24 protein-coding genes are annotated in these 22,162 nt (G+C 53.0%); 16 read left to right on the forward strand and 8 right to left on the reverse strand.

The window, feature by feature from the left end:
• Positions 1 to 4: 4 nt before the first annotated feature.
• The 7 genes from panC to NOS26_RS04105 all read left to right on the forward strand — a co-directional run bounded on the left by panC (position 5) and on the right by NOS26_RS04105 (position 4,661).
• The gene (gene panC / locus NOS26_RS04075; protein ID WP_255917324.1) at positions 5 to 850 is read left to right on the forward strand and encodes a pantoate--beta-alanine ligase; all 846 of its coding nucleotides are present in this window, start codon (positions 5 to 7) and stop codon (positions 848 to 850) included.
• A gap of 99 nt (positions 851 to 949) precedes the next feature.
• A complete protein-coding gene (locus NOS26_RS04080) occupies positions 950 to 1,249 on the forward strand; it encodes a hypothetical protein (RefSeq protein WP_255917325.1) in 300 nt (99 codons plus the stop codon).
• Positions 1,250 to 1,277: 28 nt separating this feature from the next.
• Entirely contained in the window at positions 1,278 to 1,874 is a 597-nt protein-coding gene (locus tag NOS26_RS04085; protein ID WP_255917326.1) for a DUF6803 family protein, read from the forward strand.
• A gap of 261 nt (positions 1,875 to 2,135) precedes the next feature.
• Entirely contained in the window at positions 2,136 to 2,420 is a 285-nt protein-coding gene (locus tag NOS26_RS04090) for a nucleotidyltransferase domain-containing protein (protein ID WP_255917327.1), read from the forward strand.
• Positions 2,407 to 2,796 (forward strand): HI0074 family nucleotidyltransferase substrate-binding subunit, encoded by a 390-nt coding sequence (locus NOS26_RS04095; RefSeq protein WP_022498244.1) that lies wholly within the window; start codon positions 2,407 to 2,409, stop codon positions 2,794 to 2,796. The genes NOS26_RS04090 and NOS26_RS04095 overlap by 14 nt, the downstream gene beginning before the upstream one ends.
• Before the next feature lie 13 nt (positions 2,797 to 2,809).
• Positions 2,810 to 3,526, forward strand: a complete 717-nt coding sequence (locus tag NOS26_RS04100) for a response regulator transcription factor (RefSeq protein WP_234025990.1) — start codon at positions 2,810 to 2,812, stop codon at positions 3,524 to 3,526.
• Positions 3,513 to 4,661, forward strand: a complete 1,149-nt coding sequence (locus NOS26_RS04105; protein WP_255917328.1) for a cell wall metabolism sensor histidine kinase WalK — start codon at positions 3,513 to 3,515, stop codon at positions 4,659 to 4,661. Before NOS26_RS04100 ends, NOS26_RS04105 begins: the two co-directional genes overlap by 14 nt.
• Here NOS26_RS04105 and NOS26_RS04110 read toward each other — a convergent pair.
• The 6 genes from NOS26_RS04110 to NOS26_RS04135 all read right to left on the reverse strand — a co-directional run bounded on the left by NOS26_RS04110 (position 4,627) and on the right by NOS26_RS04135 (position 11,110).
• Positions 4,627 to 7,476: a heavy metal translocating P-type ATPase gene (locus NOS26_RS04110; protein ID WP_255917330.1), complete on the reverse strand. Its 2,850-nt coding sequence runs from the start codon at positions 7,474 to 7,476 to the stop codon at positions 4,627 to 4,629. The genes NOS26_RS04105 and NOS26_RS04110 overlap by 35 nt on opposite strands.
• A 13-nt stretch (positions 7,477 to 7,489) precedes the next feature.
• Positions 7,490 to 7,810: a metal-sensing transcriptional repressor gene (locus tag NOS26_RS04115; protein ID WP_014015498.1), complete on the reverse strand. Its 321-nt coding sequence runs from the start codon at positions 7,808 to 7,810 to the stop codon at positions 7,490 to 7,492.
• Between the two features lie 420 nt (positions 7,811 to 8,230).
• Entirely contained in the window at positions 8,231 to 8,659 is a 429-nt protein-coding gene (locus NOS26_RS04120; protein WP_014015499.1) for an OmpH family outer membrane protein, read from the reverse strand.
• 103 nt (positions 8,660 to 8,762) lie between these two features.
• Positions 8,763 to 9,176, reverse strand: a complete 414-nt coding sequence (locus NOS26_RS04125) for a GerW family sporulation protein (protein WP_014015500.1) — start codon at positions 9,174 to 9,176, stop codon at positions 8,763 to 8,765.
• Positions 9,169 to 9,912, reverse strand: coding sequence for a hypothetical protein (locus tag NOS26_RS04130; RefSeq protein ID WP_014015501.1), 744 nt, complete (start codon positions 9,910 to 9,912; stop codon positions 9,169 to 9,171). The genes NOS26_RS04125 and NOS26_RS04130 overlap by 8 nt, the downstream gene beginning before the upstream one ends.
• Positions 9,913 to 9,985: 73 nt before the next feature.
• A complete protein-coding gene (locus tag NOS26_RS04135) occupies positions 9,986 to 11,110 on the reverse strand; it encodes an NADH:flavin oxidoreductase (RefSeq protein ID WP_255917333.1) in 1,125 nt (374 codons plus the stop codon).
• 196 nt (positions 11,111 to 11,306) lie between these two features.
• Here NOS26_RS04135 and NOS26_RS04140 point away from each other — a divergent pair, with 196 nt between their 5' ends.
• On the forward strand, positions 11,307 to 12,590 hold the full coding sequence (locus NOS26_RS04140) for an adenylosuccinate synthase (RefSeq protein ID WP_036205197.1): 1,284 nt from the start codon (positions 11,307 to 11,309) through the stop codon (positions 12,588 to 12,590).
• 372 nt (positions 12,591 to 12,962) lie between these two features.
• Here NOS26_RS04140 and NOS26_RS04145 read toward each other — a convergent pair whose 3' ends face one another.
• Positions 12,963 to 13,616, reverse strand: coding sequence for a hypothetical protein (locus NOS26_RS04145; RefSeq protein WP_014015504.1), 654 nt, complete (start codon positions 13,614 to 13,616; stop codon positions 12,963 to 12,965).
• A 162-nt stretch (positions 13,617 to 13,778) separates the two neighbouring features.
• On the opposite strand from NOS26_RS04145, the gene NOS26_RS04150 reads away from it, so the two are divergent.
• From NOS26_RS04150 to NOS26_RS04165, 4 genes are all read left to right on the forward strand, one after another.
• Positions 13,779 to 14,630, forward strand: coding sequence for a ParB/RepB/Spo0J family partition protein (locus tag NOS26_RS04150; protein ID WP_014015505.1), 852 nt, complete (start codon positions 13,779 to 13,781; stop codon positions 14,628 to 14,630).
• Positions 14,631 to 14,659: 29 nt separating this feature from the next.
• Positions 14,660 to 15,190, forward strand: coding sequence for a DUF4446 family protein (locus tag NOS26_RS04155; RefSeq protein ID WP_014015506.1), 531 nt, complete (start codon positions 14,660 to 14,662; stop codon positions 15,188 to 15,190).
• Between the two features lie 76 nt (positions 15,191 to 15,266).
• Positions 15,267 to 16,229: a peptidoglycan DD-metalloendopeptidase family protein gene (locus tag NOS26_RS04160; RefSeq protein ID WP_255917334.1), complete on the forward strand. Its 963-nt coding sequence runs from the start codon at positions 15,267 to 15,269 to the stop codon at positions 16,227 to 16,229.
• Between the two features lie 199 nt (positions 16,230 to 16,428).
• On the forward strand, positions 16,429 to 17,598 hold the full coding sequence (locus NOS26_RS04165; protein ID WP_074787180.1) for an ABC transporter substrate-binding protein: 1,170 nt from the start codon (positions 16,429 to 16,431) through the stop codon (positions 17,596 to 17,598).
• On the opposite strand, the gene NOS26_RS04170 is transcribed toward NOS26_RS04165, so the two are convergent.
• Positions 17,586 to 18,308, reverse strand: a complete 723-nt coding sequence (locus tag NOS26_RS04170; protein ID WP_027895787.1) for a M48 family metallopeptidase — start codon at positions 18,306 to 18,308, stop codon at positions 17,586 to 17,588. The two genes, NOS26_RS04165 and NOS26_RS04170, sit on opposite strands and share 13 nt — an antisense overlap.
• 78 nt (positions 18,309 to 18,386) lie before the next feature.
• Here NOS26_RS04170 and NOS26_RS04175 point away from each other — a divergent pair, with 78 nt between their 5' ends.
• The 4 genes from NOS26_RS04175 (at position 18,387) to NOS26_RS04190 (ending at position 22,141) form a co-directional block, all read left to right on the forward strand.
• Complete coding sequence (locus NOS26_RS04175) at positions 18,387 to 18,941, forward strand: 3'-5' exonuclease (protein WP_014015510.1); 555 nt, start codon at positions 18,387 to 18,389, stop codon at positions 18,939 to 18,941.
• A 470-nt stretch (positions 18,942 to 19,411) separates the two neighbouring features.
• Complete coding sequence (locus NOS26_RS04180; protein WP_027895786.1) at positions 19,412 to 20,626, forward strand: MFS transporter; 1,215 nt, start codon at positions 19,412 to 19,414, stop codon at positions 20,624 to 20,626.
• Between the two features lie 11 nt (positions 20,627 to 20,637).
• Positions 20,638 to 21,072: a MarR family winged helix-turn-helix transcriptional regulator gene (locus tag NOS26_RS04185; RefSeq protein WP_014015512.1), complete on the forward strand. Its 435-nt coding sequence runs from the start codon at positions 20,638 to 20,640 to the stop codon at positions 21,070 to 21,072.
• 121 nt (positions 21,073 to 21,193) lie between these two features.
• Complete coding sequence (locus NOS26_RS04190) at positions 21,194 to 22,141, forward strand: 2-hydroxyacid dehydrogenase (protein ID WP_022497062.1); 948 nt, start codon at positions 21,194 to 21,196, stop codon at positions 22,139 to 22,141.
• Positions 22,142 to 22,162 lie beyond the last annotated feature (21 nt).

Consider the following 22,162-nt stretch of genomic DNA (forward strand, 5'->3'; position numbering starts at 1 on the left):
TATCATGAAAATTTTCCGTACTGTCAAAGAAATGCAGGCATTTGCTAGTGAACAGAAAAAAGCTGGTAAGGTCATCGGTCTGGTCCCGACCATGGGGGCTCTCCACGAAGGTCATCTGACCTTGATGCGGGCTGCCAAAGCCAAATGCGACGTCGTCATCGCTTCGGTCTTCGTCAACCCGACCCAGTTCGGCCCGAACGAAGATTATGACGCTTATCCGCGCCGCTTCGATGAAGACTGCCAGAAGTTGGAAAGCGTCGGTGTCGATGCCGTCTTCCATCCGGAACCGTTGGAAATGTATCCGGAAGGTTATTGCACGTATGTCAACGTCGACGGCGACATTACCCATAAACTCTGCGGGGCTCAGCGTCCTATCCATTTCCGCGGCGTCGCTACGGTCGTTACGAAATTGATGAACATCACCCGTGCCGATGAAGCTTTCTTCGGTCAGAAAGATGCTCAGCAGGTCGTCGTCGTCCGCCGTTTCGTCAGCGACCTCAACCTCCCGGTCCACATCAATATGGTCCCCATCGTCCGTGAAGAAAGCGGTCTGGCCCGGAGCTCGCGCAATGCTTACCTTTCGCCGGAAGAAAAACAGGCAGCCTTGGTTTTGTCCCGCAGCCTGCGCAAAGCTAAAGCAGCTTATGAAGGCGGCGAAAAAGACGTAGAAACGCTGAAATCCATCGTCACCAAGGAAATCCAGGCTGAACCGATGGCTTCTATCGATTACGTCGATCTCTTCTCTTTCCCGGCTTTGAAACCGATCCAGACTGTCGATCAGGAAAGCCTCTTGGCTATTGCCGTCCGTATCGGCAAGACGCGCCTCATCGATAATGTCATCTTAGGCTAAGGAAATCTTCACATTTTCTTCACATTTCCTCCACATCTTTTTCGCACGTCTCTGGTATAGTAAAAGCATAAACAGAGGGGTACTACAAAGGAGGTTTTCATGATGAAGAAAAAAATCCTAGCCGGATTGGCGGCACTCGTCGTAATTGCCGGTTTTTCCGCCTTTGCAGCCACACCAGCTGCTTCAGAAGGTTCATCGTCAGGGACTTACGGCCCGGGCTATACATGTTATGACAACGGTAACGGGTATTGCCGGGGGCCGCAGGCCTGCTATGATGACCACGATAACTGCTATACTGGAAATGGTTATTGCCAGGGACCGCGCCGCGGCTGCCGGGCCGATGGCCAGCGCGGCTGTCAGGGCCGTCAAGATTGCCCTGCCTATAGCGAACAACAGTAAGCCGTTCTAATCAAAGGGGGAAAACAATATGGTAATGACTCACTACATGGAACTCTTATCGCTCCATGAACCTTGGTTCTTGATTCTCTTCATGCTGGTACCGATGGTATTGGCTGAAACGATTTTAGCGTCTGGTGCTTTTTCCTTGCTCTACAAGGACAGCCGCAGTGAAAAATGGGACAGCCTGAGCCACGTCTGCGGACTCATCTTAGGCGTCTTCTTCATTGTCGCCACCGTGTACATCGTCACCTCGTATGTGCCGACTATCCAGTGGCGCGGCCCGATTGATTATATTTCTATTTGGGCTTATGTCTTAGGCGTCATCCCAGCCGTCCTCATCCTCTTGCAGGAATTGGGCATTATCTTTAAGAGCTCCGACTCGACGGCAAAGATCAAGAAACACATCGTTCTCATGATTCTCTTCGTCCTGTTCACGCACTTAGCCATGGTCTTCGGCATGGCTGACCCGCAGCTCGCAGGTTATGTCCCGCCGAAACAGAACAACATGCAGATGCAGATGAACGGTAATATGCCCATGGACCACAGTCAGATGGACCATAGCCAGATGAACCATGACCAAATGAACGGTCAAATGAATGGCCAGATGGACCACAGCAAGATGTAAAATTTAGTGGCTCGTGGTTCGGTGGTTCGTGGCTTCGTAGGGGCCGTCCCAGAGGGCGGGCCGCCTCTCCTGTTAGGAGAGGTGGCTCGAAGGGCCGGAGAGGTTTAACCTCTCAGTCAGCTGTAGCTGACAGCTCCCCTATAAGGGGAGCCATTATACGAGCCACGAACCACTATAACAACGAACCACTAAAAAGGGCTTGTCGCACGTGCGACAAGCCCTTTTTTCATGCTATAATTGATATAAAAAGGGGGAAACACGATGGATTTGGCGCAGCCGATTTTAGAGGGCATCATCGTTCTGGCTAAACAATACGATATTCAAAAGGTCATTCTTTTTGGCTCCCGTGCCCGTGGCGATAATTGGGAACGCAGCGATATTGACCTGGATGTCTGCGGTGGAGATGTCACGCGGTTTTCTCTCGATGTCGATGAGGTCATCCCGACACTGCTCATGTTCGATGTCGTCGATTTAGATGAACCGGTCCAGCCTGAACTGCGAGCCGCTATCCAACGGGAAGGAGTCGTTATATATGAAAAAGTATGAGAATTTCTGCAAAGCCTTGAATAATCTCAAAGAAATACAAAAAGAAATACCACCTTATTCGACGGTCGTCCAAACGGGAATGGTTTCTCTTTATGAAATCTGTTTTGAACAGGCTTGGAAAGCCATGAAAGAAGTATTGGAAAATAATGGCTATAGCCAGCATAAGATAGGGTCACCGCGGACGATTATCAAGATGGCTTATCAGGCAAATCTGATTGACGATGAGGATTGCTGGCTGGAGGCCTTGCGGGACCGGAACAATGTAGTCAATTCTTATAATGAAGAAATTGCCAATAATATCATCAAGGACAGCAAAGAAAAGTACATCGCCATGTTTGAAGGGCTGCAGCGGGAAATAGAAAAAAATTGGTTGTGAAGATGATAGGGAGGTGGAATTTTTGCGAACGAATTCGATTTTAATCGTCGATGATGATGAAAAACTTTGTGCTTTGTTAAAATCTTATTTTGAGCAGGAACAGTTCATCGTCTATATTGCCCACGATGGCATGACGGCGTTGCATACGCTGCGCAACCAGAAACCGCAGATTATGCTCCTCGATTTGATGATGCCCGGTATGGATGGCTTCGAGGTCTGCCGCCGTATCCGCCAGTTCAGCGATATCCCTATCATTTTCCTGTCGGCCAAGGACGATGAAACGGACCGCCTGGTCGGCCTCAATATGGGCGGTGACGATTACGTGACCAAGCCCTTCCACGTCAAGGAGGTCATTGCCCGCGTCTACAGCTTGCTGCGGCGGACCCGCGGTGAAGTGCTGCAGAAGACGACGTCGTACACCATACGGGATTTGACCATCGATAAGGAAAAATTTACCGTCTTGAAAGGGAATCAGCCTGTGTCCCTGACGCCGACGGAGTTCAATCTCCTCGAAGTCCTGGCTTCGGCTCCAGACAGGGTGTTCAGCCGCATGCAGCTCATGGACAAAGTACAGGGCGGCTATGGCTTTGAAGGTTATGAACGGACTATCGACACGCATATCCGCAACCTGCGCAAGAAGCTGGAAGCCGACCCGGCCCATCCGACGTATATCCTGACCGTATACGGCATCGGTTATAAATTCGACGGAGGGAATCATGAAGAAAGCTGACAGCATCGTCATCCGCCTGACCGGGATGGTCTTTATCCTCATCTTCCTGACCATCGCCATTTTGCTCATCTTGGTCAATAACCAGATGGACAACCATTTTTCCCAGTATTTAACGAATATGTCCCAGATGATGGGCAATGGCCATCAAGGCATGGGCATGATGCACGGCATGAGGCATGGGCCGGCGGAAATTACCTATATCTCGGCCGTCCACCGGTCGTTGCTGTGGGTCGGCCTGGTCATGCTGGCCGTCAGCGTCACCATCAGTTATTTTATCGTCCGGGAAATCATGCGTCCCTTGTCAGCTCTGACCGACGCCGTGCAAAAAGTCAAGGCCGGTACGTATGGCCAGACGGTTCCCGTCGAACGCCGTGATGAAGTCGGGACCCTGACCGAGACTTTCAACGACATGTCCCAGGAACTGGCGAAAAACGATAAGATGCGGCGCCGTCTCTTTGCCAACATCGCTCACGAACTGCGGACGCCCCTGGCCATCTTGCAGGGGAATCTGGAAGGGATGATCGACGATGTTATCCCGACGGATAAGAAGGTCCTCTTGTCCATGGAAGATGAAACCTTGCGCATGGGCCGCCTCATCCAGGACTTGCGGGACTTGTCACTGGCGGAAATCAATGAGCTGACGCTCCATAAAGCACCGCATGATATCAACGTCCTTTTGGAACGGGCCGTCAGTATGCTCCAGCCCTTATGCGACGAAAAATCCCTGGCCGTCCATTTGGACCTGGCCAGGGATTTGCCGAAGGTATCTATCGATGTGGACCGTATCAATCAGGTCATTTATAATCTGCTCAACAACGCCATCCGCTATATCGAAGCGGGCTGTACGATTACCGTTTCGACCTTAGCCGTCACCGTGAAGGGACAGTCTTATGTGCAGGTTCAGATTGCCGATACGGGCAGCGGCATTGCGCCGGAAGATTTACAGCATATCTTCCAGTACTTTTACCGCAGCGAAAAATCGCGGAACCGCAAGAGCGGCGGCAGTGGTATCGGCCTGGCCCTGGCTCAGCAGTTCGTCCGCAGTCATGGCGGCAGGATATGGGCGGACAGCGAAGTCGGCAGGGGGACGACGTTTACCTTTATTTTACCAATTCATAGCCAGCGTCGGCAATGACTTTGGCAAAGTCTTCCGTCGGGATGTCTTTGCTGGTCGTGACGTCGGCTTTTTTGCCTTCCAAGTCGACCGTAACGGCTGTGACGCCGTCCATAGCGGCTAATGCATCATGTACGTGTTTCTGGCAGTGCTGGCACATCATACCTTCGATTTTCAAAGTTTTTTCCATGGTTTCATCCTCTTCTTTCTTTGGGGTAATAAGATTTTTTAATGTATATCCAGCAGTGGTGATGACTTTTTTGAAGTCCTCTGCGGAAATAGCTTTATCAGCGGAGACATCGGCTTTCTGCCCATCCAGGTCGACGACGGCATCGGTGACGCCGTCCATGGCTTTCAGGACTTTCGTGACCGTAGCCACGCAGTGCTGGCACATCATGCCTTCGATGGACAGGGTATAGTGGAACGGGGCCGGAGCCGCTGCCACTTCGGGAACCGGATTTTGCGGAGCTGCCTGTGTGGCTTTAGGGCTATCTGCTTCCTGTGCCGATGTTTCACGTGAAACATCAGTGCTGTGCGTCGTCTTGAAGAATCGCAGGCGCAGGGCGTTCATGCAGACCGTGAAGCTCGACAGACTCATGGCAGCGGCGCCGATCATCGGGTTGAGGCGGATGCCGAAGGCCGGATAGAGGACCCCGGCTGCCAGGGGAATACAGATGATATTGTAGAAGAAAGCCCAGAACAGGTTTTCTTTGATATTCTTGATGACGGCCTTGCTCAGGCGGATGGCGCTGACGGCGTCGAGGAGGTCACTGCGCATGAGGACGGCATCGGCGCTTTCGATGGCGACGTCTGTGCCGGCACCGATAGCCATGCCCAGATCGGCTTTCGCCAGGGCCGGTGCATCGTTGATGCCGTCGCCGATCATGGCGACTTTATGGCCTTGGGCCTGGAGGGCGGCGATGTGTTTTTCTTTATCCTGCGGCAGGACGCCGGCAATGACCCGGGGAATGTGCAGGCGCTGGCGGATGGCTTCGGCCGTGCGCTGGTTGTCGCCAGTGAGCATGACGACGTGGATGCCCATTTTGGCAAAGTCGGCAATGGCTTCGGCGCTGGTCGTTTTTTCGACGTCGGCTACGGCGATGATGCCGATGATTTCCTTGTCGTCGGCAAAGAGGAGCGGTGTCTTGCCGTCGTCGGCCAGAGCGTTGAGGCTGGCCGTGATAGCTTTGGTGTCGATATGGGCTTCGTCCATGAGGCGCGTGTTGCCGGCATAATAGGTCTTGCCGTCGATGACGGCCTGGACGCCGCGGCCGAAGAGGGCCTTGAAATCGCTGGCCGTCTTGCCGGTCAGCTGGTGTTCGCTGGCGTAGGTCGTAATGGCTTCAGCCAGGGGATGTTCACTGCCTTTTTCCAGAGCTGCCGCAATGGCGACGAGGTCTTCTTTTGTGCCTTTCAAGGGAACGATGTCCGTAACTTTCGGCCGGCCTTCGGTGATGGTGCCGGTCTTGTCCATGACGACCGTATCGATGGCATGGGCCGTTTCCAGGGCTTCGCCAGATTTGATGAGGATGCCGTTTTCAGCCCCTTTGCCAGTGCCGACCATGATGGCAACCGGTGTAGCCAGGCCCAGGGCGCACGGGCAGGAGATGACCAGGACGGAGATGGCCGTCGAGAAGGCAAATTCGGCATCGACGCCCATGACGAAGTACCAGATGAGGCCGGTAATGATGGCGATAGTGATGACGGCCGGGACGAAGTAGCCAGAGATGGTATCGGCCATCTTGGCGATGGGCGCCTTGCTGGCGCTGGCTTCGTCGACGAGTTTGATAATCTGGCTGATGGTCGTATCGGCGCCGACGCGGCGGGCTGTAATGTGGATGAAACCCGTCTTATTTATCGTAGCCGATGTGACTTTGTCGCCGACTTGTTTTTCAACAGGAATACTTTCGCCGGTAATAGCGGCTTCATCGACGCTGGTCGTGCCTTCAGAAATGACGCCGTCAGCCGGGATGCTTTCACCGGGGCGGATGACGATTTCATCGCCGACGACAAGGTCTTCGACGGGGATGACCGTTTCGACGCCGTTGCGCAGGACCGTCGCCTGTTTCGGTGCCAGGTCCATGAGTTTTTCAATGGCGGTGCTGGTCTTGCCTTTGGCGCGGGCTTCGAGGAACTTGCCGATGTCGATGAGGGTGACGATCATGCCGGCTGATTCAAAGTACAGGTTGGTGCTGTACTGAGCGACGAGGGCCCAGTCACCGTGGCCCATGCCCCAGCTCATGCGGAAGATGGCGAAGACGCCGTAGACGGCAGCGGCCATGGAGCCGAGCCCGACCAGGCTGTCCATGTTCGGTGCACCCTGGAAGAGGTTGCGGAAGCCGTTGACATAGTACTTGCGGTTCAAGTACATGATGGGCAGGATTAATAAGAACTGGGTAAAGGCAAAGGTAATGGCATTTTCATCTCCGTGGAAGACGTACTGGAAGCCTTCCGGGACGGGGATGCCGAACCATTCATAGAACATGTGGTGCATGGCGATGTACATGACCGGGATCAGGAAGAGGATGGACCCGATGAGGCGGTGCTTCATGGCCTTCATTTCTTCCTTGGCAATGTCGGATGCGCTTTTCTGGGGCGCACCGGCCGACTGCGGGCTGCCGCTTTCAGCCGGGCTGGCGCCATAGCCGGCATCGATGACGGCCTGGATGATGTCTTGTTCGCTGACGACGTTTTCATCATACGAGGCCTGCATGCTGTTGGTCAGCAGGTTGACGCTGGCCTTGTCGATACCGTCCAGCTTGTTGACGGCTTTTTCCACGCGGGCTGAGCAGGCGGAGCAGCTCATGCCGGTAATGGTGAATTTTTCGTGCTTCAAAATACTCACTCCTTTATTTCATGAGTTTTTGCAAAGTGCAGACGAGTTCATCGACGACTTCGTCCTTGCCTTCGCGGATGTCGTGGACGACGCAGGACTTGATGTGCTGGCCCAGGAGTTCCTTATTGAAGGAATTTAAGGCCGACTGGATGGCACTGACCTGAGTCAGGATATCAATACAATAGCGATCGTCTTCGACCATTTTTTTCACGCCCCGTACTTGGCCTTCGATGCGGTTCAGACGGGAAATGAGTGATTTATACTCTTTGCCCTCTTTATTGCGATACTTATGCTTTTCCGTATCGCAGCAAGGACAGACTTTCTTTTCGCCCATAATTGAATACTCCTTTCAAATAAATACCCCTATGGGGTACGTGATTATAATATACCCACAAGGGGTATATGTCAAGGCTTTTTAGTGGCTCGTGGCTAGTAGTTCGTAGGGGCCGGCCCAGAGGGCGGCCCATTAGGGATGTGAGTGTTTCGCCCAGCAAACTGATTGGGAAATCATACATATTCCGGAGCGGGTGCCCCACGTGGTCGCCCCTACAGTGAAATTGCATAATCCTGGGGCAGGTGTCCCTTTTTAGCAATCCACAGTTAGCGGCTAATTGCTAACTGTCGGACGAGCGGGCCGCCTTAACAGGACGGCCCCTACGGTGCGGCCATGAGGCCGCCACGAGCCACGAACCACGAACCACGAACCACTAAAAAAAAGGCGCTGTCTTCACGCGACAGCGCCTTTTTTTTATCCTTATTTCAACAATGCTTTGACGGCTTCTGTTTCGTCCGTAGCGTTTTCGTTACCAGAGATGATGGCACCCTGGGCTACGATGCAGTCGAGGCCTTTGTCCTTGCGGACCTGGTCGACTTTGGAAACGACGTCTTTTTCAATGGGGACGATCAGCTTGTTTTCCAGCTTGCTCAGGTTCTGAGCGAGTTCACGGCCGAGGTTCTGGCGTTCCTGATCGGTCTTCATTTTCGGAGCTTTTTTAGCGAACTGTTCATTAGCATCTTTGACAGCAGCCTGCATCTGAGCGCTGACTTTCGGGAAGTCCTTGTGGGACTGTACTAAGGTATCGAAGTTGACGTAACCGACGCCGGAAGCGAAAGCCGACGAAGCAGCGACAAGGCTCATCATTCCCATAACGGCAAGGGATGCCAATTGTTTTTTCAGTTTCATAATGTATTCCTCCTGTACCGCAGAGCGGCTGAATTACTCTTTCTTACAATGTTCTATTCGTATATTATAACAAACTTACTGCTAAAGTACAACATGCACGGCTTCAGGCCTTTTCATCTTCCCCTTCTGTCTTGTCTTCGTCATCATCGTGGATATAGATATATTTATCCTTTTTCATCTTATCGATGATTTCCGGAGCCATGGCGATGAGTTTTTCAAAAGCCGAAGCCTGGTAGCCATCTTTCTTGATGGAGAACATTTCGACCCGGTCGCCTTTGATGACCAGGATGGCTGCCGGTTCCATCTTAGCGCCGCCGCCGCTGCCGGCACTGCTGCGGCCGTTTTCCGTCTTGCCATTGACGCCGCCGGACCCGAAACCAAAGGTGACGTCGACGAAAGGCACCAGGATTGCATCGCCGATGTGGACGGCCTGGCCGACGACGGTTTCGACTTTGATCATTTCTTTGAAACTTTCAAAAATTTCTTCCAAGTTGTTCTTGATGTACGAGTTATCCATGTTCTTCCTCCTTGTTCACAGCGTGCCACTCAGCCCATAGACGGCGTACAGGCCGGGAGGCGGCAAAGACGGCTGTAAACAGAAGCAGCACTGCCGGATATAGACGGCCCGAAGCACGGACGGTACAGTCATACTGTTCCTCGACGAAATTGAATTGTAAGTCTGTGACGCTCCCCGGACAGATGGCATAGAGGGCGCCGGCCAGCATCCCCGTTTCATGGGGTTCCGGGAGGCCGATGATGCCGGTCAGGGTAAAGCGGCGGATCTGGCCATGGCCGAGCAGGCGGGACAGCCAGGTGAAGAAGGCCGCCAAGAAATCGCTATTGAAGATGCCCGGCAGGAGCTGGCATATCGGCGGCTTTTTTTTGGGGCTTCCTGACTCTGTCGATTCCGGGGCCTCCGGCCCTTTTTCGCGGAGCAGGTCTTCATACGTGAGGTGCTGGCTTTCTTTTTCCAGTTCCTCCCAGGCTTTCTTGGCTTCTTCCGGCGTCGGGGGCGGCGTTTCTACCGGCTCTTTCACGGCAGGGCTGCGCTTCCAGCAGGTATGCAGCTCGTGATGCGGTTCTTCGCCCAGGGAATAGGACCAGGATGCATCGGCCAGCTTCCGGCCCCAGCTTCCCTGGCCTTCGACCTGGAAGGGCGTGCCGATATGGACGGTCAGGGCATAGGTAATGGGCAGGCAGAGGATGAGCAGTATGCAGCTGAATAAAATGGCAAGGACGACGACAATCGCCATAGTGCAGCCCCCTTTTGTGAAAATAATCCGTTACTTTTATTTATTCTATATATATGGGGCAAGTTCCTTTTTTTTAGGCGTCCTGTTTTTCTTTTTCTTTTTTATTAAAAATGCAGTCTACGTTTTCGGCACCGAAGCAGCGGGAACAGGAAATGCACAGGGCCGGTTCCGTATCGCCCGATTTCCAGCGGTTCGGCAGGTCCGGCTGGCGCAGGAAGGGGCGGCTCATGGAAATAAAAGCCAGGTCTGTCGATTCCAGGGCTTCTTCGATATCGGCTATAGTGCGGAAGCCGCCGACGACGCCGACGTCGGTTTTACCTTTCAGCAGGGCAGCTGCCTCTGCTGCATAGGCTTTGAAGTACATCGGTTCCTTCGTGCGGCGGATAGCCCGGATCGGGCCTTTGCGCGGCAGGGACGACGTATTGCCGCCGCTGACTTCGATGGCGTTGACGCCCTGGTCGGCCAGCCAGGCCATGACCTGTTTGCTTTCTTCAAAGGTCAGACTGCCGTCTTTCATGAAGTCGGCACAGTTCAATTTAACCCAGATGGGATAATCGGCGCCGACGGCCTGACGCATGGCAGCGATACATTCCAAAAGGAAGCGGGCCCGATTTTCCAGGCTGCCGCCGTAGGCATCGGTGCGGGTATTGAAATGGGGCGACAGGAATTTGCTGGCCAAATAGCCGTGGGCGCCGTGGAACTGGACGCCGTCGAAACCAGCCGTTTTGGCCCGAGCGGCAGCTTTTGCGACGGCGTCCGTCAATTCATGAATCTGGTCGACTGTCAGGGCCTGCGATTCCTGGGTCCATTTGCCGACCTTTTCCGTGACGCCGCTGGGACTGAAGATGATGCGCGTTTCGCCTTCCGGCGTTTCCGGCATGAGGATGGCTGAGCCCATGACGACGAGCTGGGCTACGATTTTGCCGCCGTGCTGGTGGACGCGGTCGACGACCTGGGACAAAGGAGCGATACATTCATCGTCGTCGATGCGTATCTGACAGTGCTGGCGCGGTTCCATCTTATTCGTCGCCATCATCCCCGTGATGATGAGGCCGGCGCCGCCATCAGCCAGGTTTTCATACATTTCGGCCAGATTTTCTGTCGGAAGGCCGTAATTCCCCATTCCTTCGAAAGTAGCAGAACGGACAAGGCGGCACTTCGCTTCAATACCGCCAATGCGACATGTATCAAATGACATGGTAGAAATCTCTCCTTGGTAATATAAAATGAATTTCAGTTTATCTTGAACATTATACAATATTTGCAGAAATAAGCCAATGCATTGTTTTTTGCTCCTTTTGTAAAGTGTGATGTTTTTAGTTGGCTTCATTAAGCGAGTATGATATAATACAAGTGTTTGTTAATTTTACAATTCACGAAGGGATGTTGAATACATGGCTACAGCAATGGTAATCGGAACCCAATGGGGCGACGAAGGTAAAGGTAAGATCGTAGATTATTTGGCCCAGAAGGCCGATGTCGTCATCCGCTCCCAGGGTGGGAATAACGCCGGCCATACGGTCGTCGTCGACGATAAGTCCTTTGCACTGCGTCTCTTGCCGTCGGGAATCCTCTTTTCCGACAAAACCTGCATCATCGGCAGCGGCGTCGTTGTCAATCCGAAAGTCCTCCTTGAAGAAATCGAAGGCATGACCTCCAAAGGCGTGCAGATCAGCAAATTGGAAATTTCCACGCGTGCGCATGTCATCATGCCGTATCATATCCGCATTGATGAAGAAGATGAAAAGCTCAAGGGCGACGCTAAGATCGGCACGACGAAAAACGGTATCGGACCGTGCTATGCCGACAAAGTCAACCGCGTAGGCATCCGCATCGGCGACCTCATGGACCGCGATGTCTTTGCCAAGAAACTGCGCGTCAATATTGACCTTAAAAACCGTCTCTTTGAAAAATATTATGGCTGCGAAGGCTTCGATTATGATGAAGTCCTCAAAGAATACCTCGGCTATGCCGACCAGATCCGCCAGTATGTAAAGGATACGAACTATTCGGCCAATCTCTATGTCAGTGAAGGCAAGAAAGTCCTCTTTGAAGGGGCTCAGGCTGCTATGCTCGACCTCGACCATGGTACATATCCCTTCGTTACCAGCTCCAATCCGACGGCTGGCGGCGCTTGCACCGGTTCTGGCGTCGGCCCCCGTCGTATGGAAAATATCGTCGGCGTCGTCAAAGCCTATACGACCCGCGTCGGCGCTGGCCCGTTCCCGGCAGAACAGCTCAACGAAGTTGGCGAATACCTGCGCAATACAGGCCATGAATTTGGTACTGTCACCGGTCGTCCCCGCCGCTGCGGCTGGCTCGATACGGCTGTCGTCAAATACGCAGCTATGCTGAACAGCCTCGATTACCTGGCTATTACCCGCCTGGATATCCTCGATGACCTGGATACCATCAAAATCTGCACGGGTTATAAATATCAGGGCCAGATTCTGAAAGAATATCCGGCCAGCCTCGACGTCCTGGAAAACGTCGAACCGATTTATGAAGAAATGCCGGGCTGGAAAGCCGATATTTCCAAGTGCAAATCGTACGATGAATTGCCGGAAGCAGCCCGCCACTATGTCGAACGCATCAGCGAACTCACGGGCGTTCCCCTGGGCATCGTCTCCGTCGGCCCGAACCGCAGCCAGACGATCATCCTCAAAAAGATTTTCTAAAAACAACTGAATTACACCATAATATGTGAAAGGTCCTGCCGCTTATGCGGCAGGACCTTTCAAGTTGTTAGTTGTTAGTTGTTCGTGGTTCGCCAAGAATAAACGCCCCAATCGGGGCATCCGTAGGGGCCGTCCTGAAAGGCGGCCCGCCGTGACCGGTCGGTAATACATTATATGGTCCATGTGGCATGACTTTACGACCTGCGTTTTTTCGGACTCAGATGCGGCGTTCCGCCGCGACAGACTCAAGCTGACAACGACGCTTCGGGAAACCCTCAGCGCGTAGCGGGCCGCCCTTTGGGACGGCCCCTACGAGCCACGAGCCACGAGCCACGAGCCACGAGCCACTAGCCACGAACCACGAACCACGAATCATTCCCCGCAATGGCCGGCCATGGCGCAGGCGCTGCACGAGCCGGAGCAGCCGCCGCCGATGAAGTTCAGGCCGATGACGCCGGTTACGGTTTTTCTCGGCATGAGCATGCCGCTGGGCAGGAGGGAAACGCCGATTTGTTCGGCGTGGACGGCCTGGGCGATGTTGGCCATCTGGCCGGCTGGCCAGTCACCGGTACCGGGATTCATGATCCAGGCGGCTTTATAGCCTTTATCGGCGCCGGCTTCGTCGAGCATGTCGACGAGCTGTTTCGTATAGCCGGCAGTAGCGACGGCCAGGGCCGAATCGAGGGCCAGGCCACGGGTGATGTCTTTGTTCATGAACAAGGCATCGACTTCTTTTTCCACGGCTTCGCCCAAGGTGACGGCATACATCAGGACGATGGCTGAATCTTCGATGCGCTGGCAGGCCGTCGGGCTGCTGATGGTGAAGGGGCTGTCGCAGAGGACCATATGAGATGTATTGTCATAGAAGCACTGCTGGCAGATGGCCTGTGGTTTGGCCAATTCCATGACGCGCTGGCACGCTTCCTGGACGAAATCATCGGAAAGTTCGGCAGCTCCGCGCTGCAAGGCATATTCTTTGACGCTGGCGGCGTCGATTTCCCGCAAGGGGTCGGTAAATGTTGGCATTTTATACATCCTTTCTGAATCTGTACATTTGCTTCTTATTATACCATAGAAATTGTTAGAAAAATCAATGAAATCGGGGCAATAAATATTTGATTAAATGGTGGATAGACGATATACTATAATATAGACTTTAAAAATAATTTTGATAGAAATGAGGTGGACATGGTGGCAGTCGACGAGTCCCCGGCTGAACGGGGCGCCCCGGCAGAAATCGCCGTAGAATGTATTGTCCCCAATCCCCATCAGCCGCGGCAGACCTTTGATGAACAAGGGCTGGCCGCTTTGGCGGATTCCATCCGTCAGCATGGGCTTGTCCAGCCCGTCGTCGTCCAAAAGACAGGACCTGGCCGGTATGAACTGATTGCCGGCGAACGGCGGCTGCGGGCAGCGAAGCGCTGCGGCTTGAAAACGGTGCCGGCCATCATCCGCAAGTATACGCCGGATGAAGCGGCTGAAATCGCCCTTGTCGAGAATCTGCAGCGCAAGGACCTGGATGCCATTGAAGAAGGCCTGGCTTATGAGCGGCTCATGAAGGACTTCGGCTTGACCCAGGAACAGACGGCGCAGAAAGTCGGGAAAAGCCGGTCTCACGTGGCCAACATGGTCCGGTTATTGCAGCTGCCAGCTGACATCAAGGAATGGATTGCGGCGGGACGCTTATCCATGGGACAGGCCCGCCCTCTTTTACAGCTGCCTTCTGCGAAATTGCAGCGTGAAGCGGCCCTGCACATTTTGAAGCATGACCTGTCGGCCCGCAAGGCCGAGGCCCTGGTGCGCCATTTGATGAGCCAGGCCAAGCCTCGTCCGGAGCCGGATGCTCACCTGGCCTGGCTGCAGGATAAGCTGAAGATGTCCTTGGGGACTGACGTTGCCATCCAAGTGGGGAAGGACCGGAAAAAGGGGAAAATCGAGATTTCCTTTTCTTCGGAAGCAGAATTTGAACGGCTGCTGTCGATCCTTACCGAAGAAAAAGAAGACCCATCGCCGTCCCCTCTTTCTTCGTTTCACATATAAATTTTTTGCATGTTCATGGGAGGAAAGAAATGCTGAATGTCGATATGCAGGCTGCCCTGATGGCGCTTGCCGGTATTGGCGGGCTGATTTTATTGATTTTGCTCGTCTATATCGTCATTTTACACAAGAAAATCAGAAAATTAGAAACGAATTATACTTTTTTTATGCAAGACGAAACGGGAGCCAGCGTCGAATCCAAGCTGCGTGACGACGTCGACAAACTGCATAATCTGCAGGGGACGCTCGACATGATCCACCAGACGCAGAAGGACATCATGGCTGTCCAGAACCATTGTTTCCGTAAAATTGGGTTCGTTAAATATAATGCCTTTGACAATATCGGCAATAATCTGAGCTTTGCCTTTACCGTCCTCGACGGGAAGAATGACGGTTTCTGCCTTTCCAGCGTCTATGGACGCAACGAATCGCGTATTTTCGCCAAACCGATCGTTGAAGGGAAATGCCTCTACGGGATGAGCGAAGAAGAACGGGAAAGCCTGGACAATGCCTTGAATTACAGCGGCGATATGCAGGCCGTTCAAAAGGATCTGGAAGAATAATAAAGAGGGGAAAAGTGTGAAGATCCACATCAAGATATATCCATGGATGCGCACCCTGCAATCATGGTTCCAACGAATGAAAGCCTGGGAAACACCGTCATGGTGGCCGTCGTTCCTGAAAACGGACCGGACGGAGCCCCTGGTCGTGACACCAGCTCAATATAAGAAACTCGTTCGCGCCTGTGCTGTCGCAGTGGTCGTCATTGTAATCGCTGCAGGCATCGGCATTTACGAGTTCGTTTCGCTTCAGCAGACTAAAGCGCAGGAAGCCCTGCATGAACAACAGCTGGAATTGATGCGTGAAAAGACGACATCCCTCCAGGAAAAGATGGATAAGATGGATTCCCTGGACCAGGAACTGCGGCAAATGGTCAAGGGTTCGGGGGCTGGTGACAGCCCAAAAGGTGACGGTGGCGTAGCAGGGGGACAGAAGAAATCTCCGGACCTTTCTCATGCCAGCTACAATGACCTGTTATTGGCCACCTCGCGTTTGGAAACCCGCAGTAATGCCCGCATCATCAGCTTCATCACCTTGAAGACGGTCTTGAGCGATACGGCAGGCGAACAGGTTCGGCAAATGCAGCAGATTACCCATAAGTACCAGGGAGGAGCCCTGGCCGGCGGCCAAGGGGGCGATGCCAGCAGCACGTCGACGACGCCTTCCATCTGGCCCGTCAGCGGGACGATTACGTCCAATTTCGGCTATCGCGGCAATCCTATTGGCGGCGGCTCCGGCTTCCACGAAGGCATCGACATCGGTGTCGACTACGGGACACCGGTCCGGGCGACGGCAGCCGGGAAAGTCACTATGGCCGGTTGGGTCGATGGTTATGGCAACCTCGTTGAAATCGACCATGGCAATGGGTTCGTTACCCGCTATGGCCATAACTCCATGCTGTTAGTTACGGTAGGACAAGAAGTCCGGGCCGGTTCGATTGTTGCCTTAGCCGGCAGTACAGGCCGCAGCACGGGACCGCACGTCCATTACGAAGTCCGCGTCAATGGAACCCCGACCAACCCGCTGCTGTTCTTGCCGTAGGGGGATTAGCATACAAGGGGAGTTGTTATTATGCTAGGCCCTTTTACTCAAAGGTTTGGGGTTTGATGTTTGAAGTTTGAGGTGATGGGAAAATTTTATGTCCCTCGACACCAAACATCAAACTTCACACATCAAACTAAAAAAGGGCTTGTCGTAGAACGACAAGTCCTTTTTCACTACCCCCAGGAAGGAGAATTTTATGAAGAGATACATGGAGATACTGGCTTTTTGTATGCTTTTTATGGCTTTTTTCCTGAGTGGATGCATCTTGTCTCCGACGAATACGGGTGTCCTCATCGGGACGAACCTGGCTTTGAGCGGCAAGGGGATGTCCTATTCGACTTCGACAGAACGGGGCATCGAACTGGCCAAGGATATGGTCAATGACCGGGGCGGACTGTTGGGCAGGCCCGTCCAGATTGTATCCGTAGATAACCACGGCAAGCCGGAAGATGCCGAAGCGGCTATCCAGCAGCTGACAGTACGTCACGTATCGGCCATCATCGGGCCGGACCTGACGGATTGTACGCGGGCGGTCTTACCTAATGTGGAAGCCGTGAAGATCCCCCTCATCAGCCCGGCCTGCACCCAGCCGGATATCACCGTCGATCCGAAGTCTCACGAAGTCTACCGCTATATTTTCCGGGCGGCTTATATCGATGCCTCTCAGGGACGGGCCATGGCTGATTATGCTTTGAAACAGCTCCATGTCAAGCGGGCCGCTGTCTTTTATTATCCCGATAAGACGTATGCCCAGGGCCTGGCCGAATATTTCCGCAGTGCCTTTGCCGCCAGTGGCGGTGAGGTCCCCGTCTATATCCCCGTGGAAGAGGTGCAGGATTTGACCAAATACCTGTCCTTATTGCAGCGAGAAAATGTCGATGTCATCTATCTTCCCGGCTACGATGACTGGACGATACCGGCCATTACGCTGCTGCGCAGTCACGGCATTTCCCAGCCCCTGCTGGGTCCCGATGGCTGGAACGGGCCCAAGATGGAACGGGACGTCGATACATCCTATTTGACCCAGGTCTATTATACGGACCATTATGCCGGTCATGACGCCAGTGAAGCGGCCAGACGGTTTTCCCAGGCTTACTATGAAAAATACGGAGAATGGCCGGACAGTTATGCCGCTCTCGGCTATGATGCCTTCATGATGACGGCCGAAGCCATCGAACGCTGCCAGTCGGCAGAAGCGCCTGACGTAGCCCGGGAGTTGGAAAAGACCATTGATTATGACGGTGCGACCGGGACTATTTCTCTCGATGCCAATCATGATGCGATTAAAGATGTCTTCATCATGACCTTTAAAGACGGCCAGCCCGAACTGGCTGCGACGATTCCCAAAGACCGTCAGACACAGTAAGGCAGATACTTTGTCATGGCTTGGCGCCGTGCCTTCCAGTCGGGCATGCGGATGGTCATGGCATCATAGAAATGGCGGGAGTGATTGGGCTGAAGAAAATGGCAGAGTTCGTGAAGCATGACGTGGTCGATGATTTCTTCAGGCATGATAGCCAGGTAGGTGTTCATGGTGACGATGCCTTTGAGGGGCATACAGGACCCCCAACGCGACCGCATGACTCGCTGTTTCAGGACCGGGTCGGGCAAGGCGAGGCCGTCGAATAAGGGCTGCATCCGGGATAAACTAGCAGGAAAGAGCTTTTTCCCCAGACTTTGCAGCAGCTTATGGTATAGCTTCTGTTTCATGACCGGTGTATCATCGGCCAGTTCCATGAAGACTGTCTGGCCGCTGCGGCGGATGCTGTTTTGTAGTCCCAGGCGGACATCGAGCTTATAGGGCTGGCCGGCGAGATAGAGCGTATCGCCGTCGCTGAGGGTCAGCATGGGAAATTTACGTTTCCGTTCTGCCATCTCATCCATGGCGCGGACGATGAAATCTGTCTTTTTTTGCAGGAAATCTTCGATATATTCCCAAGGGACACGGGCCGGTGCCGAAATATACAGCGTGCCGTCACTGCGGACGTGGAGATTGATGTTTTTCACTTTTTTTCGGACCAGGATGACCGGGAAGGTTTGGCCCTGGGCCGTGAATTGGCGTTGTTCGTTCGTCATGGTGATACCTCGCAGAAATAAGATTTGTAGCTATTGTAAATAGAATCTGTTCGTTTGTCAAAAAAAGGAAGGTAGATTATGCTCGATTTTACGGCCATTGACTTTGAAACGGCCAATAAATATGCCAACAGCGCCTGCTCCCTGGCAGCCGTTACCATGAATGATGATCGCTGTGTCAAAGAAGGGTATACTCTGATCCAGCCGCCTTTCATGCGTTTTGATCCAGGTAATATCCAGATTCATGGCATCACGCCGGACCAGGTCGCCCATAAACCGAAGTTCGACGCCCTGTGGGACCGCATCCGGCCGCACCTGGAAGGGCGTATCCTGGTCGCCCACTATGCCGTCTTCGATACGCGGGTCCTGCGCAGCCTGCTGCGGACGTATCACCTGGAAAAGCCCCAGGCATCCTATGCCTGTACGGTGGAAATTTCCCGCCGCGTCTGGCCGGACCTGCCGAACCATAAATTAGATACCGTCGCCGGCTATCTCGGCTACTCCTTCCGCCATCACCAGGCCCTGGATGATGCCCGGGCCTGCGCCTACATCGTCCTCAAAGCCGCAGAAATCGTCGGCGCCTCGTCCATGGAAGAACTCCTCGACGCGACGCACCTTACTTTGAAAACCTTGTAATAAAGTTTGTAGCATGTAGTTTGTAGTTGTAGGGGCCGTCCCCAAGGGCGGCCCGTCTGTCATGGTGGTGTACACGTAATGCATGACGGGTGATGTGTGAAAACATCCTTCATCTGCCCGAATAGCTATGTCTACAATTCACAGCGGGACGCCTTAGCAGGACGTCCCCTACGATATCGCATACAGGCGATGGAAATGAACTCAAGACAGCTGGCGGAACGGACAGCAGTGGCGACGGCCCGCTTGTGGGAATCCCATGAACTGCCCGTTCTCAGGTCGTAGGTCGTTCGTCATATGGAAATAAAAATAATAAGCCGTCACGATGAACGATGAACGAACAACTTTTGAGATGAAAGCGTCCGGCATAATGGCAGAAAGCCTCACTGTAGTATTGACTAGTCAATTTAAGAGTGCTATGATATATCCCGTCAATAAATTTGACTAGTCAATTATAAAAAGGAGCGATTGCATTGATAAAAGAAAGATTATGGACTCGTGATTTCGTGGCTTTGGTCCTGGCCAATGGCTTTTTATTCGCTGGTTTCCATTTTCTCTTGCCGACCATTACCCTCTATGCCGCCAGTTTAGGGGCTACTGGCGGGGAAATCGGTCTGATTGGCGGCATCTTTGGCTATTCGGCCATTTGTATCCGCCTGTTCACGGATACCGGTGTCCACTATTTAGGGAAAAAGAAGTGCCTTTACCTGGGCCTGGCTCTTTCTATTTTAGCCACCGTGTCGTATTATATGTTTGATAGTATCCACGCCATCGTAGCCGCCCGTATCCTCCACGGCTTCGGTTTTGGCCTGAGCACGACTTTTGCAGCGGCTATCGTCGCCGATGTCATACCGGCCAGCCGCCGCGGCGAAGGGATTGGCTATTTTGGCTTGGGCAGTACGGTCATGATGGCTCTGGCTCCGGCTGTCGGTTTATTTTTACTCAATGATATCAGCCCGGCAGCCTTGTTCTTCTCGTCGGCCGCCTTCTCCTTCTTGGCCGTCCTTGTCAGTATCTTCTGTCATGCCGGTAAGAAAGTCCGCCGCGTCGAAGTGACGGAAAAGGCTTCCCTGCGTGACCGCATCTGCGAAACGGGCACGGGCCTTCCTGCTATTTTGACGATTTTCTTCGGCGCCGCCTATGGCAGTGTCAATACGTATATCGCCATGATGGCTGCAGAAGCCCATATTGAAAATGCCGGTTTATTCTTCATCGTTGGGACGCTGTTTGTCTTCATTTCCCGTCCCTTTGGCGGCCGTCTCCTCGATGCCAAAGGCGCCTTTGCCGTCGTCATGCCCGGGTCAGTCTTGTATTTGATCGGGTTGTTGCTCATCATGGCCGCCCATTCGCTCATGGTCTTGCTGGCAGCTTCTGTCTTTTACGGCTTAGGTGCCGGCCTGCTGCTCCCGGCCCTGCTGACGTGGATCCTGAATATGGTCCGCCCGGAACGGCGCAGTTCCGCCAGCGCGACCTTCTATAATATGCTCGATATCGGTACCAGCACGGGCATCCTCGTCTTGGGTGTCATCGCCGGTATGGTAGGCTATCGCCACATGTACTGGAGTGTCACAGCCCTTATGATTTGTTTTGCTGTCCTGTTCATGTTCTGTCATTATCGCTATGGCAGCGATGTCATGGCTAGTCAGAAAGTGGGAAAAGGAGCCGTCGCCGATATCCATAAAGATTGAGAGGTATCCTAATGGACGTACGAGATCGGAAAGATGATGAATTGATACGACAATTATTCTGTACGACCCGGATTTTTTCCCGGACTTTGAACGGTTGTGTAGCCCCTTTAGGACTTCACAGCTCGGAATGGATGGTCCTGAACTTCATTCACTTGAATGACGGCATTGCCCAGGCCGATTTGATCCGTTATTTCAAGGTGGAAGCGGCGGCGATTACGCGCACGTTGAGCCGGCTGGAGAAGAAAGGCCTGATTAGCCGTCATCCTATGGAGAAAGGGCGGGGTAAGTACATCGAATTGACCGAAGCCGGCCGGGACCTGTTTGCCAAAGCGGAACCTTTTGTAACGGCCCATCGGAGACAGGCCTTGCAGGGATTGTCAGCAACGGAACGTCAGCAGCTATTGACACTGTGTGCGAAAGTCCAAGCGGCTTTAGAGGCGGAATAGTATATATTTTTATCATATAGAGGGCATACCTATACTGATTTCCCATAGATAGCTTACAAATCATCGGTATATGCGTATAATTAAATCAAGATATTACCTATGCTGAAAGGAGATTTTAAAAATGAAAATTGTCTTGTTGGAATCGTTAGGTATCAGCCAGGAATTGCTTGATTCGTATGTAAAACCCTTGAAGGAAAAAGGCTATGAATTTGCTGCGTATGAACGCAATGATGACCCAGCCGTCCAGATTGAAGAAGCGAAGGACGCCGATATCCTCATCATCGCCAACATGCCCCTTAAAGCGGAAGTCATCAATGCCTGCCCGAACCTGAAGTACATCGACGTTGCCTTTACAGGTGTTGATCACGTCGCCTTGGATGCTGCCAAAGCAAAAGGCATCAAAGTCAGCAATGCATCGGGCTATTCGACCGTTGCCGTTGCTGAATTGACCATCGCCATGATGCTCGACTTGCTCCGCCGCGTTCCCCAGGTCGATGCGGCTTGCCGTGCTGGAGGCACGAAGGCCGGCCTTGTCGGCAACGAACTGGAAGGGAAGACAGTCGCCCTCGTCGGCACTGGCCACATCGGTCATCGCGTTGCCGAACTGGTCCATGCCTTTGGTGCTAAAGTCATCGCCTATAACGGCTTCTCTCATAAAGCCGATACGGAACTGATCAAATACTTGCCCATGAAAGAAATGATGGAACAGGCCGATATTGTCAGCCTCCATTGCCCGGTAACGGATAAATCAAAGGGTTTGATCAATAAAGAAACTTTGTCGTACATGAAACCGACAGCCTTCCTCATCAATGAAGCCCGTGGCCCTGTCGTCGTATCCCAGGACTTGGCCGATGCCTTAAACAGCGGTAAAATCGCCGGCGCCGGCATTGATGTCTTTGAAAACGAACCGCCTCTTGACACCAATCACCCTCTGCTTCACGCTAAGAATACCATCGTCACGCCGCATGTCGCTTTCGCTACGGCTGAATCCATGGCCAAACGTGCCGTCATTGTCTTTGACAACATAGACGCATACTTAGCCGGAAATCAGAAGAACATCATTTTGTAATTATTGCAGGCTGTAAGCCGC

Source organism: Megasphaera sp. SC8-1 (assembly GCF_024436295.1).
GTDB classification, from domain to species: domain Bacteria; phylum Bacillota; class Negativicutes; order Veillonellales; family Megasphaeraceae; genus Megasphaera; species Megasphaera elsdenii.